We start from the raw sequence: 26,777 nt of genomic DNA on the forward strand, positions 1-26,777 counted from the left end.
CCAGCCAGACACAAGCCTGACCAGCGCGGGGTATAAAACAATTGGCACTGGCTTATCAAGCACCCTGTTGAGTTCTCAAAGAACAACCACACACCGCCCGAAACCCCACACCGTGAGGCCCCGGACCGGGGCATTTCGTCCGCTACACCCGCCGCTCTCGCGCCGAGCACTTTTACTACGTTACCCGGCCGTTTTCCGAGTGTCAAACCGGCGTATCCCGATCCGTCACCCGTCAAACCAATTCCGGGCACCACCATTTCCACCGGCTCACGCCGCTGTTCTTCGGTGGGTTCGGCAGGCCGGCCGCCGCGGTTGCCCGCGTACTCGCCCGGATCCCTGCCGACGGAGAACTCTACCCGGTCGGTTCCGCCCCGCCAAATCGACCCCCTGGCCGACCCGGAGCACCGCCCGGCCGGCGCATCGGGGAGTGAACACCCCGCACGCCGGAACCTCCGCCGCTAGCGCTCCGGCCGGTGGGCTTTCACCCGTTACGTCCGTTCCGCGCTGGCAGAGAGAAAGTTACGCCCCCGGCAAGTTGATCGTCAACTTCGCCGGGGGCGTCCCGCGTCACAACCTTGACCGGCGACTATCTCCGCAGCTGGATGCCGGCGAACGAGCGCTTGCCGCGGCGCAGCACCAGGTACCGGCCGTGCAGCAGGTCCTGCTCGTCGACCGTCGCGTCGACGTCGGTGATCCGGTTGTTGTTCAGGTAGGCACCACCCTCGGTGATCACCCGTCGGGCCTCCTTGAGCCCAGCCACCAGGCCGGCGTCGCGCAGCAGCCCGGCCACGTCGGGCAGCTCGTCCAGCTGGACCAGGCCGGCTTCGGCCAGCGCCGCCCGCAGCGTCTCCGGGGCCAGGTCGTCGAGCGAGCCCCGACCGAAGAGCGCCTGGCTGGCCGCGACCGCCTGGGCCGCCTCGTGCTCGCCGTGCACCAGGGCGGTCAGCTCCTCGGCCAGCGCGCGCTGGGCCGACCGCGCCGCCGGACGCTCGGCGGTCTCCTTCTCCAGCGCCTCGATCTCCTCCCGGGAGCGGAAGCTGAAGTAGCGCAGGTAGCGGCTGACGTCCCGGTCGTCGGCGTTGACCCAGAACTGGTAGAAGGCGTACGGGCTGGTCATCTCCGGGTCCAGCCAGACCGCGCCGGTCTCGCTCTTGCCGAACTTGGTGCCGTCGGACTTCGTCACCAGGGGCGTGGTGAAGGCCTGCACCGGGCCGGCGCCGCGCCGCCGGACGTAGTCGACGCCGGCGGTGATGTTGCCCCACTGGTCGGAGCCGCCGTACTGGAGCTGGCAGCCGTGCCGGCGGTGCAGCTCGAAGAAGTCGTTCGCCTGCAGCAGCTGGTAGCTGAACTCGGTGAAGCTGATGCCGGTCTCCAGCCGGGCCTTCACCACCTCCCGGGCCAGCATCTTGTTCACCGGGAAGTGCTTGCCGACGTCCCGGAGGAACTCCACCACCGACATCTCGCCGGTCCAGTCCAGGTTGTTGACCAGTTGCGCGGCGTTCTCCCCGGTGTACGAGACGAAGGGCGCGAGCTGGTCGTGGATCCGCCGCACCCAGCCGGAGATGACCTCGGGTGGGTTCAGGGTGCGCTCGGCACTCTCCTTCGGGTCGCCGATCTGCCCGGTCGCCCCGCCAACCAGCAGCAACGGCCGGTGCCCGGCGAGCTGGAGCCGACGCGCGGTCACCACCTGCATCAGGTTGCCGACGTGCAGGCTGGGGGCGGTCGGGTCGAAGCCCACGTAGAAGGTGGCGATCGGGCCGTCGAGCAGCTCGCGCAGCTCGTCGGGACCGGTGGAGTCCTGGATCAGGCCCCGCCACCGCAGGTCTTCGGTCAGGGAGTCCCGCCCCGGCGGGAGGTTGCTGTCGGTCACGATTGCCGATTCTCCCCCATGCCCGGCCCCGGTCCGTACCGGGTTTGCCGACGGCCGGCGACTAGGCTGGCCGCGCGCGCGAGGCGAGGAGGAGCGGACGTGGAGACACCGGAGCTGACGGGCGGGCTGGTCGGCCTGCTCGGGCTGAGGCTGGACGAGGTCAGCGCGGACCGGGTGGTGATCCGCTGGGAGGTACGCCCCGAGCTGCACCAGCCGTTCGGCATCCAGCACGGCGGGGTGTACTGCGCGGTGGTGGAGACCGCGGCGAGCGTGGGCGGGTCGCTCTGGTTCGGCGACCGGGGCACGGTGGTCGGGGTGTCCAACCAGACCGACTTCCTCCGCGCGGTGCGCGACGGCGAGCTGACCGCGGTGGGCACCCCGGTGCACCAGGGACGCAGCCAGCAGCTCTGGCAGGTGGAGATCACCGACTCGGCCGGACGCCTGGTGTCGCGGGGGCAGGTGCGGCTGCAGAACCTCACCACCGGCTGACCGCCGCCGCGCGGGCGGAACCCGGCCGGACGTCAGGCGAATCGCCGGAAAAGAGCGGTCCGCGCCGATATCGTCGGTGGCGATGACACCGGCCGAGCCCCTCCCGACGTGACGACGTGACGTGACGACGTGAGAAGGCTCTTCGCCCTCGCGCTCGGGGTGCTGTCCGCCATCGGCGGCTTCGTCGACATCGGTGATCTCGTCGCCGCCAGCCAGGCCGGCGCGCGGTTCGGGATGGCTCACGCCTGGGTGCTGCTGGTCGGGGTGGTCAGCATCTGCGCGTACGCGGAGATGGCCGGCCGAATCGCGGTGGTGAGCGGCCGAGCGGTGTTCGACCTGGTCCGGGAGCGGCTCGGACCGAGGCTCGCCCTGCTCAACCTGGTCGCCTCCTATCTGGTCACCGTGCTCACCCTGGCGGCCGAGATCGGCGGGGTGGCGCTCGCGCTGCAGCTGGCGTCACGGGTGAGCTACCTGCTCTGGATCCCGATCGCCGGGTTCGCGGTGTGGCTGGTGCTGTGGCGGATGCGGTTCCAACTGATGGAGCGGGTCTTCGGGCTGGCCGGGCTGGCGCTGGTGGTCTTCGCGGTCGCGTTGCTGCGACTGCCCACCGACTGGGGCGCCCTCGCCCGCGGGATGCTGCAACCGGGGACCGCCGGGCAGGGCGGGGGGGCGTACTGGTTCGTCACGGTGGCGCTGTTCGCCTCCACGGTCAGCCCGTACGAGGTGTTCTTCTTCTCATCCGGCGGGGTGGAGGAGCGCTGGGGCGTGGCCGACCTCGCCGACGCCCGCAGCAGCGTGCTGGTCGGCTTCCCGATCGGCGGATTCCTCTCCCTGTCGTTGATCGCCACGTCGGCCGTGGTGTTCCACCCGACCGGCCACACCCTGTCGACCCTGGCCGATGCGGCCGAGCCGGTCGTGCTCGCGTTCGGCGGGGTGGGGCTGGCGATCGCCGCCCTGGCCTTCTTCGCGGTCACGTTTGGTGCGGCGCTGGAGACCGGGCTCTCTACCGCGTACGCGGCGGCGCAGTACTTCGGCTGGCAGTGGGGCAAGCGGGTCAGCCCCCGCGAGGCGGCCCAGTTCCACGCCGTGCTGCTGGTCAGCGTGCTGATCGGGGTGCTGCTGCTGTTCACCACCGTCGACCCGGTGCTGCTGACGGAGTACATGCTGGTGTTCAGCGCGGTGGTGCTGCCGCTGACCTACCTGCCGATCCTGATCGTGGCGAACGACCGGGCGTACCTGGGCGACCGGGTGAACGGGCCGGCGATGAACCTGCTCGGCGTGGCCGTGCTGGTGCTGATCGTCGCCGCGTCGGTCGCCGCGATCCCGTTGGCGGTGGGCACCGGGATGGGGCGATGAGGGTCCAGGTGGGCCGGCAGCTGCTGGACCGGCAGATCGTGGACGTCGACGGCTGCCCGGTGGGCAAGGTCGACGACCTCGAGTTCGCCGTCGACGAGGAGGGTTATCCGTACGTGGCGTACCTGCTCAGCGGGCACGCGGCCCTCGGCCCGCGGATCGGCGGGGTGACCGGACGGCTGCTGGTGGCGGTCGCCGACCGGTTCGTCGCCGACCCACCGGCGCGGCCCCGGCGGATCCCATTCTCGCTGGTGGTCGGCGTGGGCAGCGCGGTGCGGCTGCGGGCGCGGGCCGCCGAGCTGCCCGAGTCGCCGGTGGAGGAGTGGCTGCGCCGGCGGCTGATCGCCCGGATCCCGGGGGCGTCCCGTGCGAGCGGGTGAGCTGATCGGCCGGACCGCGTACGACCTGCAGGGGCGGCGGCTCGGCACGGTGGTGGACGTGGTGGTGCGCGGCACTCTGCCGGACGGCCGGTTGCGGCTGACCGACGTGCTGGTGGACCGGTACCGGTGGAGCCGCGCCGTGGGGCGGTTGTTCGGCGCCGAGCGGCCGTCGGGGCCGTGGCTGATCCGGGTGCTGGCCCGGGCGGTGAGCAGGGAGATCCGCCAGCTGCCCGCCGACCGGGTGCAGCTGCTGCCCCCGGTGCCCGGCTTCCCGTTCGGCGACCCGCCGGCCTGACCACGGCCGGCCGGGAGGTCAGCTGCGGGCCTCGTCCAGCACCGGCTCGGCGTCCACCGGCTCGGCCGGTGGCGGCGTGGCCGCGCGGATCCGAACCTGGGTGATCGCCCGCTGGTCGATGTCGGCGACCTCCAGCTCCCAGTCGTCGATGGTGACGCTCTCCCCAGCGACGGTGGGGATGTGCCCCAGGCAGGACAGCACCATGCCGGCGACGGTCGTGTAGTCGCCGGGCGGGCGGTTGGGCACCTCCACGCCGATGTTGGTCAGGTCGTGCACCGGGAACGTGCCGGGCAGCACCAGCGCGCCGTCCGGCTCGGTGCGCACCGACCGGCCGTCCCGGTCGGTCTCGTCGTAGATCTCCCCGACGATCTCCTCGAGGATGTCCTCCAGGGTGACGATCCCGTCAACCGCGCCGCGCTCGTCGACCACCAGCGCGATGTGCTGGCGTTCCGCCTTGAACTGGCGCAACGCGTCCACCACCGGCAGCGAGTCGGGCAGCAGCATCGCCGGGCGGGCGCACTCGTCGATCGTGCGGTCGTCCGGGACGCCGACCAGGTCACGCAGGTGGATCACGCCGACCGCGTCGTCCAGGCCGCCGTGCCGGACCACCGGCGCGCGGGAGTGGCCGGTCGCGGCGAGCACCAGCCGCGCCGCCTCCGCGGTGGTGCCGCTGTCGAGCGTGAAGACCTGCAACCGGGGTACGAGCACCGCGCGCAGCTGCCGGTCGGCGATCTCCACCGCGCCGGCGATGATGGTCCGCTGCTCCTTGGTGAAGCCGTGGTTGCCGGCGACGATGTCGCGCAGCTCGTCCGGCCCGATCTCCTCCGGCTCGTGCTTCGGGTTCAGCCCGAACAGGCGGACCACCAGGTCGCTGGTGGCGCCGAGCGCCCAGACGGCCGGCCGGGTGAAGGTGGCCAGCACGTCCAGCGGCCGGGCCACCAGCAGTGCCCAGCGCTCGGCGGACTGCATGGCGATCCGCTTCGGGGCCAGCTCGCCGAAGACCAGGGTGACGAAGGTCAGCGCCAGGGTGACCAGCACGATGGCACCCGTCTCGGCCGCGTTGCCGAGGAAGCCGAACAGCGGCACCAGCGGCCTGGCCAGCGACACCGCGGCCGCGGCCGAGGCGAGGAAGCCGGCCAGGGTGATGCCGATCTGGATGGTGGCCAGGAAGCGGTTCGGGTCCTTGGCCAGCCGGGCGAGCACCCGGCCGGCGTTGCTGGTCCGCTCCAGTCGTTGCAGCTGGCTGTCCCGCAGCGACACCAGGGCCATCTCGCTGCCCGCGAAGAGCGCGTTGACGACCACCAGGACTCCGACCAGGGCCAGTTGGCTCCAGTAGCTCTGCACGCCTGGTTCTCTCCCTCACGCGACCCGCGCCCGCCACCACGGCCGGCACCGCCGGACGGTGGACCCGGCCGGCGTACGCCCCCCAGTGTGCCCCACCGGGCCCTCGGCGAATCCTCCCGACCGGTGGACGCGGGGGGCCTCGGCTCAGGCGGCCACCGGCTCGGGCAGGTCCAGCACGTACGCGTCGCCCTCGGGGCGGAAGCCCAGCCGGTGGTAGTACGGGGCGACCATGCCGGGTGGGCTGACCACCCGGCGGAAACCGCGGTCGGTGAACAGGCTGCTGCGCCGGTAGACGAACTCCCCCGGGGTGAGGTCGCGGAACTTGGGGATCACGTAGTCCAGGTCGATCTGGGCCACCCCGCCCGGCTCGGCGTGCGACAGCACCACGCCGACCACCTCGTCCGCGCTGACCACCAGGAACGCCGAGCGGCGCGGCCCGTGCGACTCCCAACGGAAGTCGGGGTTGAAGCGGGCGATGTCCGCCGCGTGGGTGCGCAGCGTGTGCGCCAGGAACTGGTCGCCGACGCCCACCTCGACCGCCTGGTAGGTCTGCTCGTCGTGCCGGGTGACCAGCATCCGGCGCAGGTACCACAGGTTGATCACGGCCAGCACCACGTTCAGCCCGACCATCGGCCAGACCTGCACCGCGGCGTTGTAGCCGATCAGGATCAGGCAGCCGACCAGGTTGAGCGCGCGCAGTCGCAGGATGCGCGTCTGCAGCAGGGACCAGACCAGCAACGCGGAGCCGGCCCAGCCGACGAGTTCCAGCCAGTTCACCCGGGGGAGACTAGTTGCCGCGCTGGTCAACCGGGTCGGCGGGCCGCTCCAGCACCCACTCCTCGACCTCGGCGCCGCGACCGGCGGCGTACCCGGAGTCCTCGCCGACCACCACGAAGCCGCACTTGCGCAGCACCGCCAGCGAGGCCCGGTTGTCCTTGGCGGCGCGGGCGTGCACCGGCCCCGCCGGCAGCTCGCGCAGCAGCGCGGTCAGCGCGGCGGTGGCGTGCCCGCGCCCCCACCGGCGCGGGTCGATCCAGTAGCTGACCTCGGTCCGGTCGTCGACCGGGAAGGACGCCACGTAGCCGACCACCTCGTCGCCGACCAGCACCGCCCGGTTGACGACGCGCGGGTCGGCGCGGATCCGGGCCCAGTGCGCGTCGAAGGCTGCCCGGTCGGCCGGGTCGGCGGGGCCGAAGGCGGCCATCCAGTTCGCCTCCGGGTCCTGCTGGTGGGCGAAGAACGCCGGCAGGTCGTTGTCGCGTACCGGACGCAGCCGCAGGTCGGTGGGCACGGCCCGGAGGCTACCCCACCGGGGGCCGTGGCCGAGGCGGCCCCGCGGCGGGTACGCGTGGTCGGCCGGACCAGCTCGGCGGATCAGCCGGCCGCGGACGCCGGGTAGCCGTACAGGTCGAGCAGGCGAACCCGGGACGCCTGGAGCCGGTCCACCACCACCGCCATGAACCGGGTGGTCAGCTCCCGACCGAGGGTGTCGTCGGAGGCCATCAGCTGGCGTACCCCCTCCGCGGCGAGCTCCACGGTGGTGGTCCGGCGGACGGCGACCGCGCCGAACTGCCAGCGGTACGGCGGGAAGAGCCAGGACCAGCCGAGCACCCCGCCGGGGCCGATCGTCTCGATCCCGACGTCGCCACGGCCGGGCACCGGGAAGTCCAGCGCCACCTCTCCCCCGCGGACCAGCCAGAACCGTTCCGCCGGCAGGCCGGCGCGGAACAGCCGGTGGCCCGGGTGCCAGACCACCGGTCGGGCGTACCCGGTGAGCCGGGGCAGCCACTGCGCGGGCAGCCCGGCCAGGAACGGATGGTCGCGGAGCATCTCCAGCGGCGTCATGACGTGTCCCCCTGCCCACCGGCGACCCGGTCGGTCGTGCCGCCTCCATCGCACCCCGGTCGGGGCGGTCACCGGCAGGGCCGTTGGTCCCGAGGCGAGACCACCGGCCGGGCCTGCCGGCCGCTCGGCGCCCGGTGGGGGCGATTCGGCGCGTCCGGCCCGGCCCGGGCGGTCCCGCCGCCGACAATGACCGCACCGACCCATGGGAGCGCCGAATGAACCGACCCGTCGTGGTGGGCGTGGACGGCTCGCCGTCCAGCCTGGTCGCCGCCGAGCACGCGGCCCGGGCGGCGCTGGCGCGCTCGCGGCCACTGCTCCTCGTGCACGGCTACCTGCACCCGCTCGGCTACGGCGTACCGCTGAACCCGTACGACCTGGGGGTGCCGGCACCGACGGAGGAGTCCCGCCGGATGCTGGACCGCACGGCGGCCGACCTGACCGGCCGGTTCCCCGGGTTGGATGTGCGGGTGCGGCAGGTGGCCGGCGGCCCGGGCGCCGCCCTGGTGGAGGAGTCGAGGGAGGCCGAGCTGGTGGTGGTCGGCAGCCGGGGGCTGGGCGGCTTCGCCGGGCTGCTGCTCGGGTCGGTGAGCGGCCAGGTCGCCGCGCACGCCCGCTGCCCGGTGCTGGTGGTCCGCCCGCAGGAGCAGCCGATGCCGGTCGGCGGACCGGTGCTCGCGGGGGTGGACGGCTCGGACGGCGCCCGGCTGGCCGTCGGCTACGCCGCCGACGAGGCCGCGCTGCGCGGCGCGCCGTTGGTGCTGGTGCACGTCGGGCCGCCCGGAGAGGACCGGGCGGTGCCGGAGGAGGTCGAGGAGGCCCGGGCCGGGCACCGGGCGGAGGCCGTCCGGCTGCTCGCCGAGGCGTCCGCGGCCGTCCGGGCCGACCACCCGGACCTGACGGTGCGCGAGCACCCGGTCCCGGCGGCCGGCCCGGCCCGCGGGCTGGTCGAGGCGAGCGGTTCGGCATCCCTGCTGGTGGTGGGGACCCGCGGCCGGGGCGGGTTCGCCGGGCTGCTGCTCGGCTCGGTCAGCCAGGCGGTGATCCAGCACGCGCACTGCCCCGTGCTGGTCGCCCACCCGTACGCCGGGTGACCCTCACTCGCCGCGGCCGAGCAGCGTCGCGAAATCGGTGGTGAGGGCGAACGGGTCGGCCGGGCCGGTGGCCGGCGCCCGCCGGTCCACCTGGTCGGCCAGCTCGGCGCCGGCCCGCCGGATCCGGCCGCGCAGCGCCCCGTCGGCCGTGCCGCCGGACCAGTCCTCCGGGGCGGCGAACACGGCGGTGGGCACCACCACGGCGCGCAGGTAGCTGAACATCGGCCGCACGGCGTGCTCCAGGGCGAGCGAGTGCCGGGCGGTCCCGCCGGTGGCGCCGATCAGCACCGGCCGGTCCACCAGCGCGCCGGATTCCAGCACGTCGAAGAACGACTTGAACAGCCCGTTGTACGACGCGTTGAAGATCGGCGTGACGGCGATCAGCCCGTCCGCCCCGGCCACCGCGTCGAGCGCCTCGCGCAGCGCGCCCGACGGGAAGCCGGTGAGCAGGTTGTTGACCACGTCGTGGGCGTGGTCGCGCAGGTCGACCTGGTGCAGCCGCACCTGCGCGCCGCGCCCGACCAGCTCGTCGCGGGCGGCCGCGGCGAGCTGGTCGGCGAGCAGCCGGGTGGACGAGGGCTGGCTCAGCCCCGCCGAGACGACGGCGAGCGTACGGATGGTCATCGGGTCGCTCCCTCCGGCGCCTTGCCGGTCACGTCGTCGACGGCGTGCACGGTGCCGTCCTTGGCCCCACCGGCGGCCGCGACCAGCGAGGCGTGGGTGGGCGCGTCCGGCACGTGCGCCGGGCGCAGGTTGTCGAACTCCTTGCGCAGCACCGGTACGACCTCCTCGCCGAGCAGGTCGAGCTGCTCCAGCACGGTCTTCAGCGGCAGGCCGGCGTGGTCGAGGAGGAACAGCTGCCGCTGGTAGTCGCCGACGTACTCCCGGAAGCCCAGGGTGCGGTCGATGACCTGCTGCGGGCTGCCCACGGTCAGCGGGGTCTCCCGGGTGAACTCCTCCAGCGACGGCCCGTGCCCGTAGACCGGAGCGTTGTCGAAGTACGGCCGGAACTCCCGCACCGCGTCCTGCGAGTTGCGCCGCATGAACACCTGCCCGCCCAGGCCGACGATGGCCTGCTCCGGCGAACCGTGCCCGTAGTGGGCGTAGCGCTGCCGGTAGAGGCCGACCATCCGCTGGGTGTGCTCCTTGGGCCAGAAGATGTGGTTGGCGAAGAAGCCGTCACCGTAGTAGGCGGCCTGCTCGGCGATCTCCGGGCTGCGGATTGAGCCGTGCCAGACGAACGGCGGCACGCCGTCGAGCGGGCGGGGCGTCGAGGTGAACGACTGCAGCGGGGTGCGGTGCTTGCCCTGCCAGTCGACCACGTCCTCGCGCCAGAGCCGGTGCAGCAGGTCGTAGTTCTCGATGGCGAGCGGGATGCCGGCGCGGATGTCCTTGCCGAACCACGGGTACACCGGGCCGGTGTTGCCGCGACCCATCATCAGGTCCACCCGGCCGCCGGCCAGGTGCTGCAGCATCGCGTAGTCCTCGGCGATCTTCACCGGGTCGTTGGTGGTGATCAGTGTGGTCGAGGTGGACAGCAGCAGCCGGTCAGTACGGGCGGCGATCCAGCCGAGCATGGTGGTGGGCGACGACGGCACGAACGGCGGGTTGTGGTGCTCGCCGGTGGCGAAGACGTCGAGACCGACCTCCTCGGCCTTCAGCGCGATGGCCAGCATCGCCTTGATCCGCTCATGCTCGGTCGGCTCCCGGCCGGTGGTCGGGTCGACCGTGACGTCGCCGACGGTGAAGATTCCGAACTGCATGACCAGCTCCTCGTGTCGGCCGGGATGGTGTCACCCGGACGTCGCGCACAACATACTTGACGAGTCAACTATTCCGCCGGGGCCGCGTGGCGGGGTGGCCCCGGTCACGCCCGGCGGTGCAGGATGACGGGATGACCACGCGCGCGGAGGGCACCTTCACCCTCGACAGCTGGGACCAGGAAGCGTACGACGAGGCCGAGGGGGCGGTGCTCGGCGAGGCCCGGATCACCAAGACCTTCTCCGGCGACCTCACCGGCACCAGCGCGACCCGGATCCTGATGTGCCGGGCGCAGGTGGAGACGTCGGCGGCGTACGCGGGCTTCGAGCGGTTCACCGGCGCCCTGGCCGGTCGCAAGGGCAGCTTCGTGCTGCACCACGACGCCGTCGCGGAGGGCGAGACCGGGTCGCTGTCCTGGACGGTGGTCCCCGACTCCGGCACCGACGAGCTGCGCGGCCTGCGCGGCGGCGGGCAGATCAGCGGCGGCCCGGACGGCGGCCACCGCTACGTCCTCGACTACGAGCTGCCCTGAGCACCGCGCAGGGGGCCGCCGCGGACGGCGAGGCCGGTGGCGTGCCCGGCGACCGGTTCATGCGGATCCACAGCCCCGAGTTCCAGGCGATGGCCGAGCGGGTCCTGCGGGTCACCGAGCTCACCTCCCGGCTGAACGCCCTGCCGTTCGAGGACGAGGCGGGCAAGGCGGAGCTGTTCCGGCAGATCCTCGGCCGGCCGCTGCCCGCCCGGGTCACCATCTATCCGCCGTTCTACACCGACCACGGCCTGCGCCTGGAGCTCGCCGAGCGGGTCTTCATCAACCAGAACTGCACGTTCCTGGACTACGCCGGCATCCGGCTCGCCGAGCGGGTGATGGTCGGCCCGAAGGTCACCTTCATCACCGGCGGCCACCCGGTCGACCCCGCGGAGCGGAAGCTCTACCTCACCGGCGCGCCGATCGACGTGGCGGAGAACGTGTGGATCGGCGCCGGCGCGACAATCCTGCCCGGCGTCAGCATCGGCCGGGACGCCGTGATCGCCGCCGGCGCGGTGGTGGCCGACGACGTGCCGCCGGCCAGCCTGGTGACCGGCCCCAAGGCGGCCGTACGCCGGCGGTGGTGAGAGCGCCGGGGAGGCCGTACCCCCGGCGATGGCGACCGGCGCGTCGCCGTCGCCGTCGCCGGTGGGCGGTGGGCGGCCGGGTCAGCCGCCGGCGACCGACGGCAGCACCCGGACCTCGGCGCCGTCGGCCACCGGGGCGAGCAGGCCACCCAGGTGCCGGCAGTCCTCCCCGTCGACGTAGAGGTTGACGTACCGGCGCAGCTCGCCGCGCTCGTCGCGGAGCCGGCGGGCCAGCCGCGGCCAGTCGGGCGGCCAGCGCGTCGAGGACGGCACCGACCGACCCGGTCGCGTCGACGCTCAGCCGGCTCGCGCCGCCCACCTCGCCGCGCAGCGGGCCGGGGACCAGCACGGTGACCATCGCTCAGACCTCCGCGGCGCGGACGCAGAGCACGTCCGGCAGGTGGGCGGCGACCAGGGACCAGGAGTCGCCGTCGTCGCGGCTGGCGTACACCTCGCCGGAGCGGGTGCCGAAGTAGACGTCGGAGGCGTCCCCGGCGCACATGCCGTCGCGCAGCACCGCCGGATAGAACGGCCCCTCGGGCAGCCCGACGGTGAGCGGCTCCCACTTGTCGCCGGCGTCGCCGGAGCGGAAGACCCGGCACCGGTGCTCGGTGGGGAACCGCTCCCCGTCGGCCACCAACGGGAACGCGAAGACCGTGCCGGGGCGGGAGGGGTGGGCCACGATCGGGAAGCCGAAGTCGCTGGGCAGGCCGGCGGCGATCGACGTCCAGCTGCGGCCGTCGTCGTCGGAGCGGTAGACGCCGTGGTGGTTCTGCGCGTAGAGCCGGTCGGGGTTGCCGGCGTCCCGGGCGATCTTGTGCACGCACTGGCCGAACTCGGGCCACTCGTCCGGCAGGAAGTAGGCGCGGATGCCGGTGTTGGCCGGCGACCAGCTCGCCCCGGCGTCAGCCGACCGGTAGACGCCGCCGGTGGACATCGCCACGGTGACGCGCCGCGGGTCGGTCGGGTGCGGCAGCACCGTGTGCACGGCCTGCCCACCGAAGCCGGCGCCCCACTGCTCCCGGTGCGGATGGTCCCACAACGAGCGCACCAGGTCGAAGCTGCGCCCGCCGTCCTCGGAGCGGAAGAGCGCGGAGGGCTCGGTGCCGGCCCACACCACGTCCGGCTGGCCCGGGCCGGCCGGGGTGAGCTGCCAGACCCGACCGAGGGCGGCGCCGGTGTCGGCCGGGAAGGCGACCGGCGCCGCCGCCGGCTCGTCCCAGTGGGCGCCCAGGTCGTCGCTGGTGGCGACGCTCGGCCCGAAGTGCGAGCTGGTCGTGCCGGCCAGCAGCCGGGGCGTGCCGCGTCGGCGGTCGATGGCGACGGCGTAGACGCCGGTCATCGGGAAGTGCGGGCCGCTGACCTCCCAATCGTCGCGACCGCCCTGGCGGGTGGCCAGGAAGAGCCCCTTCGCGGTGCCGATCGCCAGCAGGCTGGGCATGGCCGTCCTCCGATCCGTCGGGAAGCACTGGCGTGATTATGGCCACACCGACCGACAGAATTGCCAGGCACACGCCGCGACGGCTGCTCAGTCCCGCCGGCGCGGCGCGTGCCGGCGGTACGCGCTGACCGTCGGATCACCGGTGACCCAGAATCGCCAGGGCACATCGTGGGCGCCGGTCACCCCGACCCGGGGACCGGCGGAGATCGCCGCCTCGGGCAGCGGCGGCACCGCCGGGTGCAGCCGGACCGGGCCGTCGGCGAGCAGGTCGAGGCCGTAGGCGGCCCGGTCGACGCCCAGGGCGGCGCACAGCCGCGCCGGGCCGCGGGCCAGGTCGACGTCCCGGCGTACGGCGGGACGTCGGGACCGGGCCTGCGCGATCCCGTCGATCACCTCGCCGGCGCGCAGCAGCACCGCCGAGGCCTCGCCGGCCGGCCCGGTGACCACGTTCAGGCACCAGTGCATGCCGTAGGTGAAGTAGACGTACGCGTGCCCGGCCGGACCGAACATCACCGCGTTGCGCGCGGTCCGTCCCCGGTGCGCGTGCGACGCCGGGTCGCCGGCCGTCCCCGCGTACGCCTCGACCTCGGTGATCCGGACGGTGACCCCGCCGGCGGCGAGCCGGCAGCCGAGCAGCCCCCGGGCGGCCGGCAGCACCGGCCCGGCTAGCAGCGCGGCCAGCGAGCCGCGGGTGGTCTCGTCCGGAGGTGCGTCCATGGTCCGACGGTACCCAGTGCACCGGCCCGCTCATAACCCGACGGATGCGCGCCGCGCAGCCCGGTTGACAGTCGGCCAGCTGACACATGACGAGTGAAACCGGGGCGGTGACCGGGCTGTGTATCCGATGTCGCCGCAACGGGCGGCGACCTACACCGTCCGGAAAGGACACTCGGATGAACGTTCGTACCCCCCGCCTGGCCCTGCTCGCCGCCGGCGCGCTCGCTCTCGGCGCCACCCTCACCGCCGCGCTGCCGGCCAGCGCCAGCACCCCGGTGCGGCAGGCCGCCGCCGCAACCGACGGCGCGCCGCTGACCTCGATCGCCATCGCCGCAACGGGCAAGATCGACGCCAACGGCGCGGTGGTCTTCGTGCCGGTCACCCTCACCTGCTCGCAGCCCACCCAGGTCGACCTCACCGTCAAGGTCGCCGAGGCGGTCGGCGAGGACATCAGCACCGGCACCACCACCCGCAAGGTCACCTGCGAGGCCGGCACCCAGAAGATCCGCATCTCGGTCACCCCGACCGAGCGCCGGTTCGTCCCGGGCGTCGCGTTCGGCACGGTCACCGGCAACTCCTGCGACGCGCTGTGCAACTCGCTCACCTCCGAGCGGAACATCACCCTCGCGCTCTGACGAGCCGGGGGCGCCTTCGGAGGCGGTGGTCCGAAGGCACCGCTTCAATGAGGTGTTGACGGGGTGGAGTCACGACCAGACTCCACCCCGTCGGCCGTTCGCCGACCGGGCCCGGTTCGGCCAGACTGGGCGGACACCCACCGCCACCGGGAGGACGCGATGACGCGTGACGAGATGCTGGCGTACTGCCTGGGGAAGCCGGGCGCCTGGCTGGACCGCCCCTGGGAGGGCGACGAGGTGGTGAAGGTGGGCAGCCGGATCTTCGCCTTCCTCGGCGCGCCCGACGGCGAGCCGCGGCTGGGCGTGAAGTGCGGGCCCAGCCGCGAGGTCGCCGACGAGTGGCTGCACCGGTTCCCGGACGACGCCCGGGCGTCCGCCTACATCGGCCGCTCGGGCTGGAACTCACTGCGCCTGGACGGCAAGATCCCGGACGACGAGCTGGTCGAGGCGGCCGACGCCTCGTACGACGCGGTGGTGGCGAAGCTGCCCCGCCGGGAACGGCCGGCGACCGGATAGCCGGCGCGGGTCGCCACGCCGGCCCCGATGACCTCAGCGCGGGACGACCCGCTCGGCGGCCCACTCCCGCCAGCCGGCCAACTGGTCCGCGGCGGTGGTGAGCTGGTCGGCCACCGGGCCGGGCCCGGTCGAGCCGGGGGTGGTCCGGGCGGCGAGCGCGGAGCGCACCGACAGCACGTCCCGCACGGACGGGTCCAGGTGCTCGCTCACCGCGGCCAGGTCCTCGTCGGAGACCTCGTCGAGGGCGCTGTCCCGGACGGCGCAGAGCGCCACCAGCCTGCCGGTGATCTCGTGCGCGTCGCGGAACGGCACGCCCCGGCGGACCAGCCAGTCGGCGACCTCGGTGGCGAGCGAGAAGCCCACCGGCGCGGCGGCGACCAGCCGGTCCACCCGGACCGTCATCGTGGAGATCATCCCGGCCAGCGCGGGCAGCAGCAGCTCCAGGGTGTCCACCGCGTCGAAGGCGGGCTCCTTGTCCTCCTGCATGTCCCGGTCGTACGTCATGGGCAGGCCCTTGAGCATGGTCAGCACGCTCATCAGCCCGCCGACCAGCCGGCCGGACTTGCCCCGGGCCAGCTCGGCGACGTCCGCGTTCTTCTTCTGCGGCATGATCGACGAGCCGGTGGCGAAGGCGTCGTCCAGCTCCACCCAGCCGAATTCGTGCGAGGTCCAGAGCACCACCTCCTCGCCGAGCCGGGACAGGTGCACCCCGATCAGCGCGGTGGCGAAGAGGAACTCGGCGACGAAGTCCCGGTCGGCGACCGCGTCCATGGAGTTGGCGAACGAGGTGCGGAAGCCCAGCTCCTTGGAGACCGCGATCGGGTCCAGCGGCAGGCCGGAGCCGGCCAGCGCGCCCGCGCCGAGCGGGCTGACCGCCGCCCGGTGGTCCCAGTCGCGCAGCCGCTCCAGGTCGCGCAGCAGCGGCTGCACGTGCGCCAGCAGCCAGTGCCCGAAGGTGACCGGCTGGGCGTGCTGCAGGTGGGTCATCCCCGGCGCGGCCGTGTCCACGTGCCGCTCGGCCTGCTCGACCAGCGCGTCGGCCAGCTCGACCAGCCGGGCGGCCACCCCGCGGGCGTGGTCGCGCAGGTAGAGCCGCAGGTCGGTGGCGACCTGGTCGTTGCGGGACCGGCCGGCGCGCAGCTTGCCGCCGAGGCTGCCCAGCCGCTCCAGCAGGCCGCGCTCCAGGGCGGTGTGCACGTCCTCGTCGTCGATCGTCGGGCGGAACTGCCCGGAGGCGCAGGCCGCCTCCAGGTCGTCCAGCGCGGCCAGCATCCGGCCCAGCTCCTCCGGGTCGAGCAGGCCGGCGCGCGCGAGCACCCGGGCGTGCGCCCGGGAGGCCGCGATGTCGTACGGGGCGAGGCGCCAGTCGAACTGGACGCTCACCGACAGCCGCGCCAGGGCCTCGGCGGGGCCACCGGCGAACCGGCCGCCCCACAGGCTCGTGCGGTTGGCGGGGGCGCTGTTCTCGGTCAGGCTCTTGTCGTCCACCCCACCCATTGTGGTGCCCACGGTCAGGAGCCACCCAACCGGGCGTCCCGGGCGGCGGCCATCTTGCTCGGCAGGCCCCACAGCTGCACGAAGCCCTTGGCCAGGGACTGGTCGAAGGTGTCGCCGGTGTCGTACGTGGCCAGGCCGAAGTCGTAGAGGCTGGCCTCGGAGCGCCGGCCGGTCACGGTGGCCCGGCCACCGTGCAGGGTGAGCCGCACCTCGCCGGAGACGTGCCGCTGGGCGTCGGCGATGAACGCGTCCAGGCTGTCCTTCAGCGGCGAGAACCACAGGCCGTCGTAGACCAGCTCGCCCCAGCGCTGGTCGACGCCGCGCTTGAACCGGGCCAGGTCCCGCTCCACGGTCACCGCCTCCAGCTCCTGGTGGGCGGTGATCAGCGCGATCGCGCCGGGGGCCTCGTACACCTCGCGGCTCTTGATGCCGACGAGGCGGTCCTCGACCATGTCGAGCCGGCCGACGCCCTGGGCGCCGGCGCGCCGGTTGAGCTCCAGGATCGCCTGGTACGGGGTGACCGTCTCGCCGTCGATCGCGACCGGGTTGCCACCGTCGAAGGTGATCACCACCTGGTCGGCGTCCCGCTCCTGCGCCGGGTCCGACGTGTACGAGTAGAGGTCCTCGATCGGGGAGTTCCAGATGTCCTCCAGGAAGCCGGTCTCCACCGCGCGACCCCACAGGTTCTGGTCGATGGAGTACGGCGACTTGGCCGACACGTCGATCGGCAGGCCCTTCTCCTCGGCGAACGCGATGGCCTTGTCCCGGGTCCAGGCGAAGTCCCGGGCCGGCGCGACGATCTTCAGGTCGGGGGCGAGCGCGCCCAGGCCGACCTCGAAGCGGACCTGGTCGTTGCCCTTGCCGGTGCAGCCGTGCGACACGATCGTGCCGCCGTGCTTGCGAGCCCCGGCGACCAGGTGCTTGACGATCAGCGGCCGACTCAGCGCGGAGACCAGCGGGTAGCGGTCCATGTAGAGGGCGTTGGCCCGGATGGCCGGCAGGCAGTAGTCGGCGGCGAACTCGTCGCGCGCGTCGATCACCTCGGCCTCGGCGGCGCCGCAGTCCAGCGCCCGCTGCCGGATGGCGTTCAGGTCCTCACCGCCCTGCCCGACGTCGACCGCCACCGCGATCACCTCGGCGCCGGTCTGCTCGGCGAGGTACGGAATGGCGACGGAGGTGTCGAGACCCCCGGAATAGGCAAGGACGACCCGCTCGGTCATGTGGTGCTCCCTTCAACGTGTTCTTCCCGGTGGGCCCAGCCGGCGAGCTTGTCGCCGAGCGCGGCCCCGCCGGCGGCCTCGCGGGCCACGACGAGGATGGTGTCGTCGCCGGCGATGGTGCCGACGACGTCTGGCAGGCCTGCTCGGTCCAACGCGCTGGCCAGGTAGTGGGCTGCGCCCGGTGGGGTGCGCAGTACGGCGATGTTGCCGCTGGCGTCGACCCCGTTGAGCAGCTCGCGCAGCAGCCGGACCAGCCGGGCCGGGGCGGCCTCGGCGTCGCGCAGCGGCCGGTGGCCGTCCTCGGGGATCAGGTAGACGCCCCGCCCGTCGCCGCCGCGCGCGGTGACCGCGCCCAGCTCCTTGAGGTCCCGGGAGAGGGTGGCCTGGGTGACCTGGATGCCGTCGCCGGCGAGCAGGTCGGCCAGCTCGGGTTGCGAGTGGATCGCCTTGTCCCGAATCAACTCGACGATGCGGGCGTGCCGGGCGGCACGGGTCAGCGGGGCGGTCATGAGGAGGCCTCCAGGAGAAACGTCAGCAGCGCCTTCTGGGCGTGCAGGCGATTCTCCGCCTGGTCGAAGACCGCGCTGCGCGGCCCGTCGAGCACCTCGTCGGTGATCTCCTCGCCCCGGTGGGCGGGCAGGCAGTGCAGCACGATCGCATCGGCCGCGGCGTACCCGAGCAGCGCGGCGTTGAGCTGGTACGGCCGGAACGGGGTGAGCCGGTCCAGCCCGTCGCCCTCCTGGCCCATCGAGGTCCAGGTGTCGGTGGCCACCACGTCGGCGTCGCGGACCGCGTCGACCGGGTCGGTGTGCACGCTCACCGAGCCGCCGGTCCCGGTGGCGATCTTCTCCGCCCGGGTCACCACCGCCGGGTCGGGCTGGAAGCCGACCGGTCCGGCGACCCGTACGTGCATCCCGGCGGTCGCCCCGGCCAGCAGGTACGAGTTGGCCATGTTGTTCGCCGCGTCGCCCACGTACGCCAGGGTCCGGCCGTGTGTGCCGCCGCAGTGCTCGCGGACGGTGAGCAGGTCGGCCAGCAGCTGGCAGGGGTGGAACCCGTCGGTGAGCGCGTTCACCACCGGCACGGTGGCGCCCTCGGCGACCTCGGCGATCCGCTCGTCGCCGTGGGTGCGCAGCACGATCGCGGCGACGTAGCGGGACAGCACCCGGCCGGCGTCGGCCAGCGTCTCGCCCCGGCCGAAGTGGGTGACCTGGGTGTCCACCACCAGCGGGTGGCCGCCCAGCTCGGCGATGCCGGCATCGAAGGAGATCCGGGTGCGCAGGCTCTGCTTGTCGAACAGCACCGCCACCGAGCGCGGCCCCGCCAGCGGCTGGAACGCGAACCGTTCGGCCTTCATCCGGGCCGCCAGGTCGAGCACGGTGGACTGCTCGGCCGGGCTCAGGTCGTCGTCGCGCAGCAGGTGCCGGGTCACGCGTCGACCTCCGTACCGAGCGCCGGGGCCGGCGCGGCGGTCGGGGACGCCGCCGCATCACGGGCGGCCGGGGCGGGCGCGGCCTGGGCCGGCGCGGCCGCGTCGAGGGCGGCCGGCAGGGCGGCCAGGAAGGCGTCGACCTGGGCGGCGGTGAGGATCAGCGGCGGGGCCAGCCGGACGACGTCCGGCTGCACCGGGTTGACCAGGAAGCCCGCATCGCGCAGGGCGGCGGTCACCGCGCCGGCGGCCGGCGCGGCGAGCACCACGCCGAGCAGCAGACCCGCGCCGCGTACGCCGGTCACCAGCGGGTGGCCGAGCGCCTCGACGCCCCGGCGCAGCCGCTCGCCGACCCGCTTGACGTGGTCGAGCAGCCCGTCGCCGGCGATCGTGGAGATCACCGCGAGCGCGGCGGCGCAGCTGACCGGGTTGCCGCCGAAGGTGGTGCCGTGCGAGCCGGGGGCGAGCAGCTCGGCGGCCCGGCCGAAGGCCAGGCAGGCGCCGATCGGCAGCCCACCGCCGAGCCCCTTGGCCAGGGTGACCACGTCCGGCTCGACGCCCTCGGCCTGGTGGGCGAACCAGTGCCCGGTACGGCCGACCCCGGTCTGCACCTCGTCCAGCACCAGCAGCGCGCCGTGCCGGTCGGTGATCCGCCGGGCCTCGGCCAGGTAGCCGGCCGGCGGGACGACCACGCCGTTCTCCCCCTGGATCGGCTCCAGGATCACCATCGCGGTGGCGTCGGTGACCGCGTCGGCCAGCGCGGCGGCGTCGCCGTACGGCACGTGCGTGACGTCGCCGGGCAGCGGGCGGAACGGGTCGGCCTTGGCCGGCTGGCCGGTGAGCGCGAGCGCGCCCATGGTCCGCCCGTGGAAGCCACCCCGGGCGGCCACCACGTGGCCGCGCCCGGTCAGCCGGGACAGCTTGAACGCGGCCTCGTTGGCCTCCGCGCCGGAGTTGGCGAAGAAGACCCGGCCGGGCCGGCCGGCCAGCGCCAGCAGCAGCTCGGCCAGCGCCACCGGCGGCTCGGCGACGAACAGGTTGGAGACGTGCCCGAGGGTGGCCACCTGCCGGGACACGGCGGCCACCACGGCCGGGTGGGCGTGCCCGAGGGCGTTGACCGCGATGCCGCCGAGCAGGTCGACGTACTCCCGGCCGGCCTCGTCGAAGACCACCGCGCCGGCGCCGGCGACCAGCGCCAGCGGTGGGGTGCCGTAGTTGTCCATCATGGACGCGCCCCAGCGTTCCCGCAGTGTGCTCATGATCCGACCGGGCCTTCCGTGCGCGCGGGCCCGGCCGGGGCGTCGACGACCATCGTGCCGAATCCCTCCGAGGTGAACACTTCCAGCAGGGTGGAGTGGGCCACCCGGCCGTCGACGACGTGCGCGGCGGGCACTCCCCCGCGCACCGCCCGCAGGCAGGCCTCCATCTTGGGCACCATGCCGGCCTGCAGGGAGGGCAGCAGCTTCGCCAGGTCGTCCGCGGTGATCTCGCTGACCAGGCTGGTGGTGTCCGGCCAGTCGGCGTAGAGGCCGGGCACGTCGGTGAGGACGACCAGCTTGCGGGCGCCCAGGGCGACGGCGAGCGCGGCGGCGGCGGTGTCCGCGTTGAGGTTGTGCAGCACCCCGTCCACGTCCGGCGCGACCGTCGAGATGACCGGGATCCGGCCGGCCGCGATCAGGTCGGTCACCGCGGACACGTTCACCGACTCCACGTCGCCGACCTGCCCGACGTCGACCGGCTCGCCGTCCACGTACGCCGGCCGCCGCACCGCGGTGAAGAGCCCCGCGTCCTCGCCGGACAGCCCGACCGCGAACGGCCCGTACGCGTTGACCAGCCCGACGAGCTCCCGCCCGACCTGACCGACCAGCACCATCCGGACGACGTCCATCGCCTCGGGGGTGGTGACCCGCAGGCCGCCCCGGAACTCGCTGGCGATGCCGAGCCGGCCCAGCATGGCGGAGATCTGCGGGCCGCCGCCGTGCACCACGACGGGCTTCAGGCCGGCGTACCGGAGGAAGACCATGTCGGCCGCGAAGGCCCGGCGCAGCTCGTCGTCGACCATGGCGTTGCCGCCGTACTTGACCACCACGGTGGCGCCGGCGAAGCGGGCCAGCCAGGGCAGCGCCTCGATCAGCGTGGCCGCCTTCTCTTGGGCGAGGGTGAGATCAGTGCTCAGCGTCATGAGGAGTACGCCGAGTTCTCGTGCACGTACGCGTGCGACAGGTCGTTGGTCCAGATCGTCGCGGCGTCGTCGCCGGCGTGCAGGTCGATCCGGATGGTGACGTCCCGCCCGGTCAGGTCGACCTTCGACCGGTCCTCGGCGGCGGCGCCGGCCCGGCACACCCAGACGCCGTTGACCGCGACGTCCACCCCGTCCGGCTGGAACGCGGCGGCGGTGGTGCCGACGGCGGCGAGGATCCGCCCCCAGTTCGGGTCGTTGCCGAACAGCGCGGTCTTGACCAGGTTGTTCCGCGCCACCGACCGGCCCACCTCCACCGCGTCGTCCTCGTCGGCGGCGCCGACCACCTCGACGGCGATCTGCTTGGTGGCGCCCTCGGCGTCGGCGACCAGCTGCTGGGCCAGGTCGTGGCAGGCGGCGGTGACCGCTGCGGTCAGCTCCGCATCGGTGGGCTCGACCCCGGACGCGCCGCTGGCCAGCAGCAGCACCGTGTCGTTGGTGGACATGCAGCCGTCGGAGTCGACCCGGTCGAAGGTGACCCGGGTGGCGGCGCGAAGCGCGGTGTCCAGCAGCTCCGGCCCGGCCACCGCGTCGGTGGTGAGCACGCAGAGCATGGTGGCCATGGCCGGGGAGAGCATGCCGGCGCCCTTGGCCATCCCGCCGACGGTCCAGCCGCCGCCGCGTACGACGGTGGTCTTCGACCGGGTGTCGGTGGTCATGATCGCCTCGGCCGCCGCGGTGCCGCCGTCGCGGGCGAGGCTGCGGATGGCGGTGCGCACGCCGGGCAGCAGCTTCGGCATCGGCAGCCGCTCGCCGATCAGGCCGGTGGAGCAGACCGCGACGTCGCCGGCGCCGAGCCGCAGCCGCGGGCTGGCCGCGGTGAGCGCGGCGGCGGTGTGCTCGGCCGTGGCGTGGGTGTCCTGGAAGCCGGCCGGGCCGGTGCAGGCGTTCGCGCCGCCGGAATTCAGCACCACGGCCCGGACCACGCCGCCGCGGACGACCTGCTGGGTCCAGAGCACCGGCGCGGCCTTGACCCGGTTGGCGGTGAAGACGCCGGCGACACCGGCGTCCGGACCGTCGTTGACGACGAGCGCGAGGTCCCGGGCGCCGCCGCTCTTCAGGCCCGCCGCGACACCGGCCGCGCGGAACCCCCGGGGGGTGGTGACACTCATGGGGAGACTCCGAAGGTGGACAGCCCGGTGGTCTCGGGGAGGCCGAGCATCAGGTTGGCGTTCTGCACGGCCTGGCCGGCAGCGCCCTTGCCGAGGTTGTCGATCGCGCCGAGCACGATCACCCGGCCGGAGTCGACGTCCACGGTGGCCTGCAGGTGGCAGGAGTTGCCGCCGGCGGTGGCCGCGGTGTGCGGCCAGGAGCCCTCCGGCAGGACGTGCACGAAGGGCTCGTCCGCGTACGCGTCGGCGAGCACGGCGCGCGGGTCGACGTCCCCGGTCGGCACGGCGGTCACGGTGGCCAGGATGCCGCGCGGCATCGGGGCCAGCATCGGGGTGAAGGAGAGGCTGGTCGCCCCGGTGGCCTGCTTGATCTCGGGCACGTGCTGGTGGGCGCCGACCTTGTAGGGCGACAGGTCGCCCATCACCTCGCTGCCGAGCAGGTGGGCCTTGGCGGCCCGGCCGGCACCGGAGGTTCCGGAGGCGGCGACCACCACCACGTCGGCGGGGAACACCGCGTCGGCGACGATCAGCGGGGCGAGGGCCAGCGTGGTGGCGGCGGCGTAGCAGCCGGTGCTGGCCACTCGGGTCGCGGCGGCGATCGCCGCCCGCTGGCCGGGCAGCTCCGGCAGGCCGTAGGTCCAGACCCCGGCGTACGGCCCGCCGTAGTAGCGGGACCAGGCGTCGGCGTCGCGCAGCCGGTGGTCGGCGCCCAGGTCGACCACCCGGACCGCGTGCGGCAGGGCTGCGGCGAGTGCCGCCGACTCGCCGTGCGGCAGGGCCAGGAAGACCAGGTCCGCGTCGGCCAGGGTCGCCGGGTCGGTCGCGCCGAGCACCAGGTCCAGCCCGGCGAGCTGCGGATGTACGGCGGCGACGGGCTGACCGGCCTGGCGGTGCGCGGTGGCGGCGACCAGGTCGAACTCGGGGTGCCCGGCGACCAGGCGCAGCAGCTCGCCGCCGGCGTACCCACTCGCCCCCGCGACTGCGACTCGGATGCCCATACTCACCTCCGCATGACTATGCAGAGAGCCTAGAGCATCACGCTGGGCCACTGCAAGTTCATGCAGTGAAACGCATGGGCAGTCACCAGGGGCGGTCTGTGGTCGACCTGCGAGGGCAACCGACACCGCGTCCGAGAACAGTGGGATGACCGGTAGGATGAACGTATGGCGAAAGAGAAGATCTCCGCGACGATCGACTCGCAGGTCCTGTCCCTGGCCGACGCGGACGCCGCAGAGCTGGGGTTGAACCGCTCGGAGCTGGTCGAGCGGGCACTGCGCAACGAACATCTCCGGCTCACTCTGGCCGGCTACACCGCACGGACGGTGCCGACGCTCAACATCGACGCCTACGCCGCGCAGGTGTACGCAGCCAACCTGGAGTCCGGCCTGTGATCCGACCGGGTGACGTCGCGCCACGTCTGGACACCCGGACCCAGTTGATGGTGGCCGTGCTGTCCAACTCGATGCATCTGCAGGCCCAGACCGGGCGGGTGATCTGTTGCCCATTCGTGCCCGGCACTCCTACCGCGGATGCGATGCCCTTGGTCGTCGCGGTCACCGAGCCGCCCGGCACACTCCTGCCGGAACTCGTCCAGTGGCTTCCGGTGTCGGCTCTGGGTGAGCCGTTGGGCAACATCGGCCCGGCGGCGCTCGGCCAGACCAACGCCATCGTCACCGCTCTGCTCACGCTGGCGTAAGCACGTAAGGTCGGCGACCGCTTCGGGCGGGAGCAACTGACCCTGCACGAGGATCTGTCACGCCGACAGCAGGTGCGCGAAGCGGGGCTCAACCGTCTCATTCGGCCCCGACCCGCTGAGCGGGGTCGGGGCCGTCGGCGTGGTCGGTCAGGCGCCGCGCAGGGTCGCGCCGAAGCGCTCCGCGACGACGGCGACCGCCGCGTCCCGGGCGGCCACCGCCTCCTCGCCCGCGAGGGTGCGGTCCGGCGCGCGGAAGGTGAGCTTGTACGCGAGCGACCGGCGCCCGGCGCCCAGCTGCTCCGAGGCGTACACGTCGAACAGCCGGACGTCCTCCAGCAGCTCACCCGCCCCCTCGGCCAGGGCGCGCTCCACCTGCGCCGCGGGCACCGAGGCGTCCAGCACCAGCGCCACGTCGATCAGCGCCGGCGGGAAGGTGGACACGGTCGGCGCGGGCGCGACGCCCGACTCGGGCAGCGCGTCCAGGTCCAGCTCCATCGCGCTGGTCCGGCGCGGCAGCTCCAGCGCCGCCACCGCCGTCGGGTGCAGCTCACCGGCGTGACCGACGACGGCGCCGTCGACCAGCAGCTCGGCGCAGCGGCCGGGGTGCCAGGGCGCGTACTCACCGGCCCGCACCTCGACCCGGTCGGCCGGAATGCCGGCGGCGGCCAGCACGTCCCGACCGGCCTGCACCGCGTCCGCCCAGCCGGCCGGACGGCCCGCGCCCCACCAGCCGGTCGGGTCGACCTCGCCGGCCAGCACCACGGCGACGTGCCGCGGCTGGTCCGGCACCACCGCGTCGGCGGCGGCGAACTCCGCGTCGGTGGGCCGCCGGTTCACGCCCATCGCCGGCGGGCGGCCGGCGCCGGGGCGCGGGTGGACGACCGTGCCGATCTCGTAGAGCGCCAGGTCGCGCTGGCCCCGGCCCAGGTTGCGCTTGAGGATGCCGAGCAGCGGGCCGAGCAGCGTGGTGCGCAGCAGCGGCTCCTCCTCGGACAGCGGGTTCGCCAGCCGGACGGCCGGTCGGCGCGGATCGTCCTCGGGCAGCCCGAGCAGGTCGGGCAGCTCGGGGGCGACGAACGGGTGCGCCAGCACCTCGACGTACCCGCGCTCGGCCAGCGACCGGGCGACGGCCCGGCGGCGGCGCTGCTGCCAGGTGAGCCCCCGACCGGCGGTGGCGGTGGGCAGCACCGACGGCACCCGGTCGTACCCGTCGAGGCGGACCACCTCCTCGACCAGGTCGGCCGGGTCGGTCAGGTCCGGACGCCAGCTCGGCGGGGTGACCGTCAGCACCTCCGCGTCACCGGCGGCGACGCCGACCTCGCCCGGATCCTGCGCCAGCCGGTCGGCGCCCCGCGCCACGGTGCAGCCGACCTGCTCCAGCAGGTCGACCACCCGCTGCGCCGGGTACGTCACGCCGATCCGCCGGGTCGGCAGGTCCGCCGGCATGGTGACCGGCGACATCGGCCGCACGTGGTCGATGTCGAGGATCTCGTCGCCGGCCGTGCCGCCGCCGTGGGCGGTCATCAGCTGCACCGCGAACTCCAGCGCGACCAGCGGCAGCGCCGGGTCGACGCCCCGCTCCCAGCGCTTCGCCGCCTCGCTGAACAGCTTGTGCCGGCGGGCCGTACGCCCCACCGTGGCCGGGTCCCAGTGCGCCGCCTCGAAGAGCACATTCGTGGTGGAGGCGAGCACCTCGCTGGTCTCGCCGCCCATCACCGCCGCGAGCGAGACCGGCCCGGTGTCGTCGCAGATCACCAGGTCCTCCTCGGACAGGGTGCGGGCGACCCCGTCCAGGGTGGTCAGCTTCTCCCCCGCCTCGGCCCGGCGGACCACCAGCGGTCCGCTGATCCGGTCGGCGTCGAAGGCGTGCATCGGCTGGCCCAGGCAGAGCATCACGTAGTTGGTGATGTCCACCGGCAGCGAGATGCTGCGGATCCCGGCCACGGTGAGCCGCTGCCGCATCCACTCCGGGGTGACCGCGGTGGGGTCGACGCCGCGCACCATCCGGGCCGCGAACCGGTCGCAGCCGACCGTGTCGCGCACCTGCACCGGGTACGCGGGCTGCTCGGTGGCGCCGGGCACCTCGCGCGCGGCCGGGTCCTGGAAGCCCACCCCGAGGGCGTGCGCCAGCTCCCGGGCCAGCCCGCGCAGGCTCAGCGCGTACCCCCGGTCGGGGGTGACCTCCAGCTCGAGCACGACGTCGTCGAGCCCGACGACGGGCCGCGCGTCGTCGCCCGGCCGGGCCGGGCCGCCCTCGGGCAGCACGATGATGCCGGAGTGGTCGTCGCCGAGGCCCAGCTCCTTGGCCGAGCAGATCATGCCGGCGGAGGTGCGGCCGTACGTCTTGCGCGCGCCGATCGCGAAGTTCCCCGGCAGCACCCCGCCGGGCAGGATCACCACGACCCTGTCGCCAGGGGCGAAGTTGCGCGCCCCGCAGACGATCTCCTGCAGCTCGCCGGTGCCGTTGGCGTCGCCGACGTCGACCCGGCAGTGCCGGATCGGCTTCTTGAAACCGGTCAGCTCCTCGATCTCGCGGACCTCGCCGATGACCAGCGGGCCGGTGACCGTGGCGCGCAGGTCCACCACCGAGTCGACCTCGATGCCGAGGTCGACCAGCGCCTGCGCCAGGTCCTCGGTGGGCAGGTCGGCGGGGAGATCGACGTACTCCCGCAGCCAACTGACAGAAACTCGCATGACTTCAGACCACCGTCTTTCGTGACTCGACCCGCAT

General features: G+C 73.9%; 30 protein-coding genes. 11 read left to right on the top strand and 19 right to left on the bottom strand.

The window, feature by feature from the left end; all coding sequences use genetic code 11:
• Positions 1-586: 586 nt before the first annotated feature.
• Positions 587-1,870 (bottom strand): tyrosine--tRNA ligase, encoded by a 1,284-nt coding sequence (gene tyrS, locus ACFY3U_RS09495; protein WP_387197692.1) that lies wholly within the window; start codon positions 1,868-1,870, stop codon positions 587-589.
• 99 nt (positions 1,871-1,969) lie between these two features.
• On the opposite strand from tyrS, the gene ACFY3U_RS09500 reads away from it, so the two are divergent.
• The 4 genes from ACFY3U_RS09500 to ACFY3U_RS09515 all read left to right on the top strand — a co-directional run bounded on the left by ACFY3U_RS09500 (position 1,970) and on the right by ACFY3U_RS09515 (position 4,387).
• Complete coding sequence (locus ACFY3U_RS09500) at positions 1,970-2,359, top strand: PaaI family thioesterase (RefSeq protein ID WP_387197695.1); 390 nt, start codon at positions 1,970-1,972, stop codon at positions 2,357-2,359.
• A 129-nt stretch (positions 2,360-2,488) separates the two neighbouring features.
• On the top strand, positions 2,489-3,715 hold the full coding sequence (locus ACFY3U_RS09505; RefSeq protein ID WP_387197698.1) for an NRAMP family divalent metal transporter: 1,227 nt from the start codon (positions 2,489-2,491) through the stop codon (positions 3,713-3,715).
• Positions 3,712-4,092 carry a hypothetical protein gene (locus ACFY3U_RS09510; RefSeq protein WP_387197701.1) on the top strand — a complete coding sequence of 127 codons (381 nt, stop codon included), beginning with the start codon at positions 3,712-3,714 and terminating at the stop codon, positions 4,090-4,092. The genes ACFY3U_RS09505 and ACFY3U_RS09510 overlap by 4 nt, the downstream gene beginning before the upstream one ends.
• Complete coding sequence (locus ACFY3U_RS09515) at positions 4,079-4,387, top strand: PRC-barrel domain-containing protein (protein WP_387197704.1); 309 nt, start codon at positions 4,079-4,081, stop codon at positions 4,385-4,387. Before ACFY3U_RS09510 ends, ACFY3U_RS09515 begins: the two co-directional genes overlap by 14 nt.
• An 18-nt stretch (positions 4,388-4,405) precedes the next feature.
• On the opposite strand, the gene ACFY3U_RS09520 is transcribed toward ACFY3U_RS09515, so the two are convergent.
• From ACFY3U_RS09520 to ACFY3U_RS09535, 4 genes are all read right to left on the bottom strand, one after another.
• The gene (locus tag ACFY3U_RS09520) at positions 4,406-5,731 is read right to left on the bottom strand and encodes a hemolysin family protein (protein ID WP_387197707.1); all 1,326 of its coding nucleotides are present in this window, start codon (positions 5,729-5,731) and stop codon (positions 4,406-4,408) included.
• 144 nt (positions 5,732-5,875) lie between these two features.
• Complete coding sequence (locus ACFY3U_RS09525; protein ID WP_387197710.1) at positions 5,876-6,508, bottom strand: hypothetical protein; 633 nt, start codon at positions 6,506-6,508, stop codon at positions 5,876-5,878.
• Positions 6,509-6,518: 10 nt separating this feature from the next.
• Positions 6,519-7,022, bottom strand: coding sequence for a GNAT family N-acetyltransferase (locus ACFY3U_RS09530; RefSeq protein WP_387197713.1), 504 nt, complete (start codon positions 7,020-7,022; stop codon positions 6,519-6,521).
• Positions 7,023-7,105: 83 nt separating this feature from the next.
• Positions 7,106-7,576, bottom strand: a complete 471-nt coding sequence (locus ACFY3U_RS09535) for a cyclic nucleotide-binding domain-containing protein (protein ID WP_387197716.1) — start codon at positions 7,574-7,576, stop codon at positions 7,106-7,108.
• Between the two features lie 215 nt (positions 7,577-7,791).
• Between ACFY3U_RS09535 and ACFY3U_RS09540 the strand changes: the two genes are divergently transcribed.
• A complete protein-coding gene (locus tag ACFY3U_RS09540; protein WP_387197719.1) occupies positions 7,792-8,667 on the top strand; it encodes a universal stress protein in 876 nt (291 codons plus the stop codon).
• Between the two features lie 3 nt (positions 8,668-8,670).
• Here ACFY3U_RS09540 and ACFY3U_RS09545 read toward each other — a convergent pair whose 3' ends face one another.
• The gene (locus tag ACFY3U_RS09545) at positions 8,671-9,291 is read right to left on the bottom strand and encodes an FMN reductase (protein WP_387197723.1); all 621 of its coding nucleotides are present in this window, start codon (positions 9,289-9,291) and stop codon (positions 8,671-8,673) included.
• Entirely contained in the window at positions 9,288-10,430 is a 1,143-nt protein-coding gene (locus tag ACFY3U_RS09550) for an LLM class flavin-dependent oxidoreductase (RefSeq protein WP_387197726.1), read from the bottom strand. Before ACFY3U_RS09550 ends, ACFY3U_RS09545 begins: the two co-directional genes overlap by 4 nt.
• Before the next feature lie 131 nt (positions 10,431-10,561).
• Here ACFY3U_RS09550 and ACFY3U_RS09555 point away from each other — a divergent pair, with 131 nt between their 5' ends.
• Together ACFY3U_RS09555 and ACFY3U_RS09560 are read left to right on the top strand one after the other, a co-directional pair.
• Positions 10,562-10,960, top strand: coding sequence for a DUF3224 domain-containing protein (locus tag ACFY3U_RS09555; protein ID WP_387197729.1), 399 nt, complete (start codon positions 10,562-10,564; stop codon positions 10,958-10,960).
• A 41-nt stretch (positions 10,961-11,001) separates the two neighbouring features.
• Complete coding sequence (locus ACFY3U_RS09560; RefSeq protein WP_387197731.1) at positions 11,002-11,544, top strand: DapH/DapD/GlmU-related protein; 543 nt, start codon at positions 11,002-11,004, stop codon at positions 11,542-11,544.
• A gap of 81 nt (positions 11,545-11,625) precedes the next feature.
• Here the strand turns inward: ACFY3U_RS09560 and ACFY3U_RS09565 are convergent, their stop codons facing one another.
• From ACFY3U_RS09565 to ACFY3U_RS09575, 3 genes are all read right to left on the bottom strand, one after another.
• Positions 11,626-11,817, bottom strand: coding sequence for a MoaD/ThiS family protein (locus ACFY3U_RS09565; protein ID WP_387197735.1), 192 nt, complete (start codon positions 11,815-11,817; stop codon positions 11,626-11,628).
• Positions 11,818-11,905: 88 nt separating this feature from the next.
• Complete coding sequence (locus ACFY3U_RS09570) at positions 11,906-12,985, bottom strand: WD40/YVTN/BNR-like repeat-containing protein (RefSeq protein ID WP_387197738.1); 1,080 nt, start codon at positions 12,983-12,985, stop codon at positions 11,906-11,908.
• Between the two features lie 87 nt (positions 12,986-13,072).
• The gene (locus ACFY3U_RS09575) at positions 13,073-13,702 is read right to left on the bottom strand and encodes a DNA-3-methyladenine glycosylase (protein ID WP_387197741.1); all 630 of its coding nucleotides are present in this window, start codon (positions 13,700-13,702) and stop codon (positions 13,073-13,075) included.
• Positions 13,703-13,878: 176 nt separating this feature from the next.
• On the opposite strand from ACFY3U_RS09575, the gene ACFY3U_RS09580 reads away from it, so the two are divergent.
• Positions 13,879-14,337, top strand: a complete 459-nt coding sequence (locus ACFY3U_RS09580; RefSeq protein WP_387197744.1) for a hypothetical protein — start codon at positions 13,879-13,881, stop codon at positions 14,335-14,337.
• A gap of 159 nt (positions 14,338-14,496) precedes the next feature.
• A complete protein-coding gene (locus tag ACFY3U_RS09585) occupies positions 14,497-14,853 on the top strand; it encodes an MmcQ/YjbR family DNA-binding protein (protein ID WP_387197747.1) in 357 nt (118 codons plus the stop codon).
• 33 nt (positions 14,854-14,886) lie between these two features.
• Here the strand turns inward: ACFY3U_RS09585 and argH are convergent, their stop codons facing one another.
• The 8 genes from argH to argC are packed head-to-tail and all read right to left on the bottom strand — an operon-like array spanning position 14,887 to position 23,348.
• Positions 14,887-16,350, bottom strand: coding sequence for an argininosuccinate lyase (argH, locus tag ACFY3U_RS09590; protein WP_387198817.1), 1,464 nt, complete (start codon positions 16,348-16,350; stop codon positions 14,887-14,889).
• A 14-nt stretch (positions 16,351-16,364) separates the two neighbouring features.
• Positions 16,365-17,570: an argininosuccinate synthase gene (locus ACFY3U_RS09595; protein ID WP_387197750.1), complete on the bottom strand. Its 1,206-nt coding sequence runs from the start codon at positions 17,568-17,570 to the stop codon at positions 16,365-16,367.
• The gene (locus ACFY3U_RS09600; RefSeq protein WP_387197753.1) at positions 17,567-18,079 is read right to left on the bottom strand and encodes an arginine repressor; all 513 of its coding nucleotides are present in this window, start codon (positions 18,077-18,079) and stop codon (positions 17,567-17,569) included. The genes ACFY3U_RS09595 and ACFY3U_RS09600 overlap by 4 nt, the downstream gene beginning before the upstream one ends.
• Complete coding sequence (gene argF / locus ACFY3U_RS09605) at positions 18,076-19,002, bottom strand: ornithine carbamoyltransferase (protein ID WP_387197756.1); 927 nt, start codon at positions 19,000-19,002, stop codon at positions 18,076-18,078. The genes ACFY3U_RS09600 and argF overlap by 4 nt, the downstream gene beginning before the upstream one ends.
• On the bottom strand, positions 18,999-20,258 hold the full coding sequence (locus ACFY3U_RS09610) for an acetylornithine transaminase (protein ID WP_387197759.1): 1,260 nt from the start codon (positions 20,256-20,258) through the stop codon (positions 18,999-19,001). The genes argF and ACFY3U_RS09610 overlap by 4 nt, the downstream gene beginning before the upstream one ends.
• Positions 20,255-21,181: an acetylglutamate kinase gene (argB, locus tag ACFY3U_RS09615; protein WP_387197762.1), complete on the bottom strand. Its 927-nt coding sequence runs from the start codon at positions 21,179-21,181 to the stop codon at positions 20,255-20,257. Before argB ends, ACFY3U_RS09610 begins: the two co-directional genes overlap by 4 nt.
• The gene (argJ, locus tag ACFY3U_RS09620) at positions 21,178-22,350 is read right to left on the bottom strand and encodes a bifunctional glutamate N-acetyltransferase/amino-acid acetyltransferase ArgJ (RefSeq protein WP_387197765.1); all 1,173 of its coding nucleotides are present in this window, start codon (positions 22,348-22,350) and stop codon (positions 21,178-21,180) included. Before argJ ends, argB begins: the two co-directional genes overlap by 4 nt.
• The gene (gene argC, locus ACFY3U_RS09625; RefSeq protein WP_387197768.1) at positions 22,347-23,348 is read right to left on the bottom strand and encodes an N-acetyl-gamma-glutamyl-phosphate reductase; all 1,002 of its coding nucleotides are present in this window, start codon (positions 23,346-23,348) and stop codon (positions 22,347-22,349) included. Before argC ends, argJ begins: the two co-directional genes overlap by 4 nt.
• Before the next feature lie 165 nt (positions 23,349-23,513).
• Here argC and ACFY3U_RS09630 point away from each other — a divergent pair, with 165 nt between their 5' ends.
• Together ACFY3U_RS09630 and ACFY3U_RS09635 are read left to right on the top strand one after the other, a co-directional pair.
• Positions 23,514-23,741, top strand: coding sequence for a ribbon-helix-helix protein, CopG family (locus tag ACFY3U_RS09630; RefSeq protein WP_387197771.1), 228 nt, complete (start codon positions 23,514-23,516; stop codon positions 23,739-23,741).
• Positions 23,738-24,046 (top strand): hypothetical protein, encoded by a 309-nt coding sequence (locus tag ACFY3U_RS09635; RefSeq protein ID WP_387197773.1) that lies wholly within the window; start codon positions 23,738-23,740, stop codon positions 24,044-24,046. Before ACFY3U_RS09630 ends, ACFY3U_RS09635 begins: the two co-directional genes overlap by 4 nt.
• A 147-nt stretch (positions 24,047-24,193) precedes the next feature.
• Here ACFY3U_RS09635 and pheT read toward each other — a convergent pair whose 3' ends face one another.
• Positions 24,194-26,740: a phenylalanine--tRNA ligase subunit beta gene (gene pheT, locus ACFY3U_RS09640; RefSeq protein WP_387197775.1), complete on the bottom strand. Its 2,547-nt coding sequence runs from the start codon at positions 26,738-26,740 to the stop codon at positions 24,194-24,196.
• Between the last annotated feature and the right edge of the window lie 37 nt (positions 26,741-26,777).

It is taken from the genome of Micromonospora sp. NPDC000089, from assembly GCF_042899365.1.
GTDB lineage: Bacteria > Actinomycetota > Actinomycetes > Mycobacteriales > Micromonosporaceae > Micromonospora.